Source organism: Pseudonocardia sp. SID8383 (assembly GCF_009864975.1).
GTDB lineage: Bacteria > Actinomycetota > Actinomycetes > Mycobacteriales > Pseudonocardiaceae > Pseudonocardia > Pseudonocardia alni.
In genome coordinates this window covers 1-7,173 of sequence record NZ_WWFY01000653.1, presented here as the reverse complement: position 1 = coordinate 7,173, position 7,173 = coordinate 1, and the positions used below count along the sequence as shown (strand labels likewise).

Genomic DNA, 7,173 nt, shown 5'->3' with positions numbered 1-7,173 from the left:
GTCGACGCCGCCCGCGGCCTCGCCGTGCTCGGCATGATCGTCGCGCACGTCGCCGTCGCCGCGGGGTCGTCCTGGCCGGTCCAGGCGGTGAACGGGCGCGCGGCGGTGCTGTTCGCGGTGCTCGGCGGGGTGTCGCTGGCCCTGATGGCCGCGCCCGTCCTCGCCGCGCCGACCGCGCGGAACCGGGTGTGGCTGCGCCGCCGGATCGCGGTCCGCGGACTGCTCCTGGTGGTCCTCGGGCTGCTCCTGGCCGAGATCAGCAGCGGGCCGATGGTCATCCTCGTCGTCTACGGGGTGCTGTTCTGGCTGCTCCTGCCGGTGCTGTTCGCCCCGGCCCGGGCGCTGGCGGTCGCCGCCGCGGTCTGGGCGGTCGCCGGGCCGCTGCTGTCATGGGTGCTGCGCGCCCGGTTCGGGTCACCGACCGACGCCGGCGGGCAGACGGTGCTCGGCGCGACCGTGCACCTGTCCGACCTCACCTCGGCCGCCGGGCTCGTGCACGCGCTCGACACGGTGCTGCTCAGCGGCGCCTACCCGGTCCTGACCTGGATGCCGTTCCTGCTGCTCGGGGTGGCGGTCGGCAGGCTCGACCTGCGTACGGCTGGCACCCGGCTGCTCGCCGGCGGGGCCGCCGGCGCGGTGCTCGGCTACGGCGGGTCCTGGCTGGCGCTGGACGTCCTGGGCGGCCGCGACGCGCTCCTCGCGTCGGTCGCGCCCGTCGCCGACCGGCTCGGTGTCCCCGCCGAGCTCGCGCTGCAGCTGCTCGGCGGCAGCGCCCTGGGCACGGTCGCCACCACCACGCCCGCCTGGCTGCTCGCCGCGACCCCGCACAGCGGCAGCCCGTTCGACGTCGTCGGTGCCGCCGGGGTCGCGGTCGCCGTGCTCGGCCTGTGCCTGCTCGCCGCCCGGTACGGGGGCCGTCTGCTCGCCCCGCTCACGGTGACCGGCGCGCTCGCGCTGACCCTCTACGCCGGGCACATCGCGCTGCTCGCCTCGCTCGGCGAGTGGCCGCAGACCGCGCCGTGGGCGGCGACGGCGCTGGTCGCGGGCCTGGCCGTGGCCTCCGCGTGGGCCTGGCGCGGGCTCGTCGGGCGCGGTCCGCTGGAGGCACTGGTGCACAGCGTCTCCGTGCGCGCGGCCGGTTCTCCGCCCACGGTCGGAGACCGGGGATCGGACCCCGCTCCGATGCCCGGCGGGTCCGCCGCGCGGGAGGCTCGGGACATGCAGAACGGCACGACGGGCCGCGCGCCCGACACGATCGGGTACCGGGGATCATCGGACCCGGCGCGGGAGGAGGCACGATGAGCATCGCGACCCGGATGCGGGACTCCCTGCGTCGCCTGCCCGCACTCCGGTCGAGCCCGTCGGAGGCACCCACGCTGGTCGAGCGGGCCGTGGCCCTCGGGCGGCGCAACCCCGTCGTCGTCGACGCCGTGCTGGCCGCGCTGCTCATCTGGGTCGCGGTCAGCTGGACCCTCGAGGGCAAGGGTGTCCGCTCGGACATGCGGATCGAGGCGCTCGTCGTCTCGGTGCTGGCGGCACTTCCGGTGCCGCTGCGCCGCGTGTACCCGATGCCCGCCGCGATCGCGACCGCGGTCGTCGCACTGGTCTGCTCCTTCGCGCTGCCCGGCACGATGGCCGCGTTCCTGCTGCCGTCGCTGGTCATGGGGTACTCGGCCGTGGCCTACGGGCCCCGCTGGGCCGGCTGGCTGGCGCTGGTCGTGCTCACGGTCGGGGTGTTCGGACCGTTCGTGGCGCGCGGTCCCGCGGCGCTGTTCGCCTCCCCGGACATGACCCCGCTGGTGGTACTGGCCCTGTTCGGCGCGATGGCGACGGTCCCGCTGCTGGTGTGGCTGCTCGGGTCGCTGCGCCGTGCCGCCCACCGCCGCACCCTGGACCTGCGCGAACGCAACCGGCTGCTGCAGGAGGCCCGCCGCCAGGAGGTCCGCCTCGAGCTGCTGGCCGAGCGGTCGCGGATCTCCCGCGAGGTGCACGACGTCGTCGCCCACTCGTTGTCCGGGATCATCGCCCAGGCCGACGGCGGCCAGTTCGCCGCGCAGCGCGACCCGGCGAAGGCCGTCGAGGTGCTCTCCGGCATCGCGTCGACGGGCCGGTCCGCGCTGTCCGACGTCCGCGGGCTGCTGTCGATGCTGCGCGACACCGGCCCGGACGACGACACCGACACCGACCCGGCGCGTCCGCAGCCCGGCGCCGGCGACGTCCCCGCACTCGTCGAGCAGGTCCGCACCGGCGGGCTGCCGGTCGACCTGCGGACCATCGGCACCCCGCGGGAGCTCCCGACCGGTCCCGGCCTGACCGTCTACCGGATCGTGCAGGAATCGCTGACCAACGTCATCAAGCACGCCGGGCCCGGCGTGCCCACCCACGTCGACCTGCGGTGGACCACCGACGAGCTGACCGTGCGCGTCCACGACGAGGGAGCCCGCGGCCCCGTCCCCACCCCACCGCGCGGCGGCCACGGCCTGACCGGCATGCGGGAGCGCGCCGCCCTGCACGGCGGCTCGGTCGAGGCCGGTCCACACGCCGACGGCGGCTGGACGGTCCGGCTGCGCCTGCCCCTCACACCCCCGGCTCGAGGAGAACGGTGAATCCCGTACGACTGATGCTCGTCGACGACCAGGAGCTGGTCCGCACCGGCTTCGCGATGGTGCTCGACTCGTGTGACGATCTCGCCGTCGTCGTCCAGGCCGGTGACGGCGAGGCCGCGCTCGCCGAGCTGGACCGCACCGAGGTCGACGTCGTGCTGATGGACGTACGGATGCCCCGCCTCGACGGCATCGCCGCCACCCGCCGGGTCGTGGCCGAGCACCCGGGGGTGCGGGTCCTGGTGCTCACCACCTTCGACCTCGACGAGTCCGTCACCGAGGCCATCGCCGCCGGTGCCAGCGGCTTCCTGCTCAAGGACGTGTCCCCGCAGGACCTGATCGAGGCCGTCCGCACCGTGCACCGCGGCGACTCGGTCGTCGACCCCGTCTCCACCCGGCGGCTGCTGCGCGCCACCCGGCCGCTGCTCACCGCACCCGAGCCGGCCGCCGCGGAGCCGTCGGTGGACGCCGTCGCCGCGCTCGCCGACCTGACCCCGCGGGAGCGGGAGGTGCTCGTGCTCGTCGGCAACGGCCGGTCCAACGCCGAGATCCGGGCCGACCTCGTCGTCTCCGAGGCGACGGTGAAGACCCACATCGGACACCTGCTCGCCAAGACGCAGTCGCGTGACCGGGTACAGCTCGTCGCACTGGCGTTCCGGGCCGGCCTGGTCAGCTGAGCGGCGTGGTGAAGCCGGGGTGGTCGCGCAGGTTGACCTGGTCGCAGGTCAGCGCGAACGCGTCGACCTCCTCCGCCGACGGCGGGGTCGCCCGCGCCGCGAACTCCGCCAGCCCCCGGAAGTAGCGCTCCCGCGGTGCGCCGGGCACGAACAGGATGAGGAACCGCGCGTCGCTGTCCGGGCCGGTGCGGAACGCGTGCACCCCCCGGTGCGGGACGTGCACCAGGTCGCCCGGCCCGGCTTCGGTCCAGGTGTCGCCGGTCATGACCCGCAGTGCACCGTCGAGGACGTAGAAGCTCTCGGTGAACCCGGTGTGCAGGTGCGGCAGCGCACCGGGGGAATCCGCCGGGATCCACGACTCGAACAGCCCGAACCCGCCACCGACCTCCGCGCCGGGTGCGGCGAACCGGGTCCACGAGCCGGTCGGGGAGGTCACGGCGCGTTCGGTGGTCGTGGCGGGGCGCCACACCGCGCCGGGCTCGGGGAAGCTCACGCACCGAACGTAGCGGTCCGGCGACCGGGCGTCCCGGCGCGGCGGCCGGTCGCCACCCGCGCGGGCCGTGGGGGAGCACCGGGGCGGCGAGGGCCCCTCGGTATCGTCGTGGGCGCTGCCGGAGGCGTCCGGCCGTGGTCGGAGCGGAGAGGTGGGGTGAGCACGTGCGCGTCCTCGCCCCGATGGCGTTGCTGGTCCTGGCCCTGGTGCTGTGCGCGGGCCCCGCCGTCGCGACCGCCCCGGGCGCCCACGGCGCCGCCCCGGCGGTCGTCGTCGGCTCGGACTGCTCGCAGCACCCGCTCACGCTGATGCACGCAGGGGACTGCGAGCAGGCCCCCCGCCGCGACGACGACGTGCCCGCCCCGTCGCTGCTGCCGGTCGCCGTGGTCGCCGTCCTGGCGGCCGGGCACACCGGCACCGCGCCGCCCGCCGCACCGGAACGGACGCTGTGCGCGCCGTCGCCGGTGGAACACCTCTGCGTGGACCGCAACTGAGGCGTGCGGTCACCCCGCCACCGCGTCCCCGCACCCGTTCCGACCCGGCCACCGCGCCGGGCCCCGTGGAGGAAGACTCCCGATGACCCGCAACGTCAAGATCTCCCTGGCCGTCGTCGGCGCGTTCGCGCTGATCGTGGCCGCGCTGCTGTTCGCGACGCGACCCGGCACCCCGGAGACCGGCGCCGCCGCCGGTGCGCCCGACAGCCTCGTCACCGCCGACGCCGCCCGCCTCAACGACGCCCCGAACGCCTCGGCCACCCTCGTCGAGTTCGCCGACTTCCAGTGCCCCGCCTGTGGCCAGGTCCAGCCGATCATGGACCAGCTGGTGCAGCAGTACGGCGACCGCGTGCAGTTCGTGTTCCGCAACTTCCCGCTGCCGATGCACCAGAACGCCGAGGCCGCCGCGCTCGCCGGCGAGGCCGCCCGCGCCCAGGGCGCGTTCCACCCGATGTACGAGCGCCTGTTCCAGACCCAGCGCGACTGGTCCGAGTCCCCGGACGCGGCGACGGTGTTCCGCGGCTACGCCCAGGACCTCGGCCTCGACCTGAACGCCTACGACGCCGCCGTCGCCGACCCGGCGACCGCCGCGAAGATCCAGGCCGACAAGGACGCCGGGCTCGCCGCGGGCGTCGAGGGCACCCCGACGATCTTCGTCAACGGTGAGAAGGTGCAGCTCCGCTCGGTGCAGGACATCACCGATGCCCTCGACGCCGCGGTGAACCGGTGAGCGTCCCCTCCGCGGCGCGGACCGAGGAGTTCTCCCGTGTCACCACCGGCGCCCCGGCCGTGCCGGGGCCGGTACCGCGGTTCCTGCCGTGGCTGCTCGTCGTCGGCGGCGTGCTGGGGCTGATCTCGGCGTTCACGCTGACCGTCGAGCGTATCGAGCTGCTGATCGACCCGGCCTACACGCCGTCGTGCAGCATCAACCCGGTGCTGTCCTGCGGGTCGGTCATGACGACCCCGCAGGCGGCGTTCTTCGGGTTCCCGAACCCGCTGCTCGGGATCGGGGCGTTCGCGGTCGTGGTGACGACGGGTGCGGCCCTGCTGGCCGGGGCCCGCTTCCCGCGCTGGTGGTGGGTGGGGCTGGCGGCCGGGTCCGCGCTCGGCGTCCTCTTCGTGCACTACCTCATCGTCCAGAGCCTGTACCGGATCGGCGCGCTCTGCCCGTACTGCATGGTCGTGTGGGCCGTGACGATCCCGATCTTCTGGTACGCGCTGCTCGCGACCCTGGACGCCCTCGGCGGCGGCGCGCGTGCGCTGCACACCCGGATCACCGCCTACCACGCGGTGCCGGTGGTGCTGTGGTTCCTGGTGGTCGTCGGGCTGATCCTGCAGCGTTTCTGGACCTACTGGTCCTCGCTGTTCTGAACCGGCCCGCGGGGCCGGGGACGTGCGTCCCCGGCCCCGCGACGGTCAGCGCTCGCCGGTGGTCCGTTCCTCCGCGACCCGCTCCCGGGCCGCCGGCTCCCCGGCGGGCCGCTCCTCGAGGGCCCGGTCCTCGGAGCGGGCCGCGCCGTCGTCGGGGGTCCCGCCCAGCTCGGACTTCAGGATGCGGGTGGACCGGCCCACCGAGCGGGCCAGGTCGGGCAGCTTCTTCGCGCCGAACAGCAGCACGACGACCAGCAGGACGACGAGCAGCTGGGTCGGTCCGGGTGGGGTCATCGGATCCTCTCCTTCTCCTGCCGGGGGTCCGCGGCGCGGATCCCCAGCACGTGACGCAGGTACAGCGGCCGCGTCGCGGCCACACACGACAGGAACGGCAGCACGACGGCGGCCAGCAGCGGCCACACCGCGGGCGGTGGCGCCGCCATCCCGAACAGGGGGGCGAGCGGGGTGAACGGCACCGCCAGCCCGGCCAGGACCACGGCCGTCACCGTCGCCACCACCGGCCGGGCGGCGCGCCCGGCGCGGGTCCGCAGCAGGAGCAGCACCAGGACCTGGGACAGCACCCCCTCCATGAACCAGACGGCCTGGAACACCGCCTGCTCCTGCGGGGTGTCCAGGCCCAGGAAGCGCCACACCGCCCAGAACGTGACCAGGTCGAACGCCGAGGCCAGCGGCCCGAGGACCGCCATGCACCACAGCATCCCGCGGGTGTCCCAGCGCCGGGGCCGCGCCGTCCAGCCCGGCTCGACCCGGTCGAACGACAGCGACAGTGCGGCCACCCCGAACAGCACGCCCTGCAGCAGCAGCTGTGCGGGCAGCAGCGGCAGGAACGGCAGCACCGCCGAGGCGACCAGCACCGACAGGGCGTTGCCGACGTTCAGCGCCGCGGTCACGGTCAGATAGCGGGTGGCGCGGCCCAGGGTCCGCCTGCCCTCCTCGACCGCGGAGACGACGACGTCGGGGCTGCGGTCGGCCAGCACGATGTCCGCGGCCGCCCGGGCGGCGGGCACCGCCCCGTCGACGCCGATCCCGACGTCGGCGATCCGCAGCGCGCCGACGTCGTTGAGGCCGTCGCCGAGGAACCCGACGGTGTGCCCGCGGGCCTGCAGCGCGGCGACGACCCGCTCCTTCTGCAACGGCCCGAGCCGGGTGAACAGGGTGGTGCGCGCCACCGCTCGGGCCAGCGCGACGTCGTTGAGTGCGTCGAGCGCGGCGCCGTCGAGCACCCCGGTGACCGCGATCCCGGCCCGCGCGCACACCTGCTCGGCGACGGCGGTGTCGTCGCCGGTCAGGACCTTCACCGCGACGCCCTGCTCGGCGAAGCGCTCCACCGCGCGGGCCGCGGACTCCCGCACCGGGTCGACCATCCCGACGAAGCCCAGCAGCAGCAGGTCGCGCTCGGGGTCGTCGTCGTCAGCGGGGCCGAGCGGACGCAGCAGCGGTGTCCGGCGGGTGGCGACGGCGACGACCCGCAGCCCGGTCGCGCGGTGCCCGGCCGCGGCGTCGGCGGCCGCAGT

General features: G+C 75.4%; 9 protein-coding genes. 6 read left to right on the top strand and 3 right to left on the bottom strand.

Annotation, left to right across the window (positions count from 1 at the left end; genetic code table 11):
- The 3 genes from GTW08_RS16125 to GTW08_RS16115 all read left to right on the top strand — a co-directional run.
- On the top strand, positions 1-1,302 hold a 1,302-nt coding region (locus GTW08_RS16125), incomplete at its 5' end, for a hypothetical protein (RefSeq protein WP_161152162.1).
- Entirely contained in the window at positions 1,299-2,606 is a 1,308-nt protein-coding gene (locus GTW08_RS16120) for a sensor histidine kinase (protein WP_202417238.1), read from the top strand. The genes GTW08_RS16125 and GTW08_RS16120, both read left to right, overlap by 4 nt.
- Positions 2,603-3,280 carry a response regulator transcription factor gene (locus GTW08_RS16115; RefSeq protein ID WP_304580018.1) on the top strand — a complete coding sequence of 226 codons (678 nt, stop codon included), beginning with the start codon at positions 2,603-2,605 and terminating at the stop codon, positions 3,278-3,280. The genes GTW08_RS16120 and GTW08_RS16115 overlap by 4 nt, the downstream gene beginning before the upstream one ends.
- Here the strand turns inward: GTW08_RS16115 and GTW08_RS31920 are convergent.
- Complete coding sequence (locus GTW08_RS31920) at positions 3,273-3,773, bottom strand: cupin domain-containing protein (protein ID WP_073573935.1); 501 nt, start codon at positions 3,771-3,773, stop codon at positions 3,273-3,275. The two genes, GTW08_RS16115 and GTW08_RS31920, sit on opposite strands and share 8 nt — an antisense overlap.
- A gap of 164 nt (positions 3,774-3,937) precedes the next feature.
- Here GTW08_RS31920 and GTW08_RS16105 point away from each other — a divergent pair, with 164 nt between their 5' ends.
- The 3 genes from GTW08_RS16105 to GTW08_RS16095 all read left to right on the top strand — a co-directional run bounded on the left by GTW08_RS16105 (position 3,938) and on the right by GTW08_RS16095 (position 5,638).
- Positions 3,938-4,267: a hypothetical protein gene (locus tag GTW08_RS16105; RefSeq protein ID WP_073573934.1), complete on the top strand. Its 330-nt coding sequence runs from the start codon at positions 3,938-3,940 to the stop codon at positions 4,265-4,267.
- A gap of 82 nt (positions 4,268-4,349) precedes the next feature.
- Complete coding sequence (locus GTW08_RS16100) at positions 4,350-4,997, top strand: DsbA family protein (RefSeq protein WP_062402120.1); 648 nt, start codon at positions 4,350-4,352, stop codon at positions 4,995-4,997.
- A gap of 59 nt (positions 4,998-5,056) precedes the next feature.
- Complete coding sequence (locus GTW08_RS16095; RefSeq protein WP_073574086.1) at positions 5,057-5,638, top strand: vitamin K epoxide reductase family protein; 582 nt, start codon at positions 5,057-5,059, stop codon at positions 5,636-5,638.
- Between the two features lie 45 nt (positions 5,639-5,683).
- Here the strand turns inward: GTW08_RS16095 and tatA are convergent, their stop codons facing one another.
- Positions 5,684-5,932 carry a twin-arginine translocase TatA/TatE family subunit gene (gene tatA, locus GTW08_RS32715; RefSeq protein ID WP_073573933.1) on the bottom strand — a complete coding sequence of 83 codons (249 nt, stop codon included), beginning with the start codon at positions 5,930-5,932 and terminating at the stop codon, positions 5,684-5,686.
- A partial coding sequence (locus GTW08_RS16085) for an HAD-IC family P-type ATPase (protein ID WP_161152161.1) occupies positions 5,929-7,173 on the bottom strand: 1,245 nt, incomplete at its 5' end. The genes GTW08_RS16085 and tatA, both read right to left, overlap by 4 nt.

Coding starts and splice junctions, on each gene's coding strand:
- tatA (WP_073573933.1), bottom strand. CDS start 5,932: ATGACCCCACCCGGACCGACCCAGCTGCTCGTCGTCCTGCTGGTCGTC.
- GTW08_RS16100 (WP_062402120.1), top strand. CDS start 4,350: ATGACCCGCAACGTCAAGATCTCCCTGGCCGTCGTCGGCGCGTTCGCG.
- GTW08_RS16120 (WP_202417238.1), top strand. CDS start 1,299: ATGAGCATCGCGACCCGGATGCGGGACTCCCTGCGTCGCCTGCCCGCA.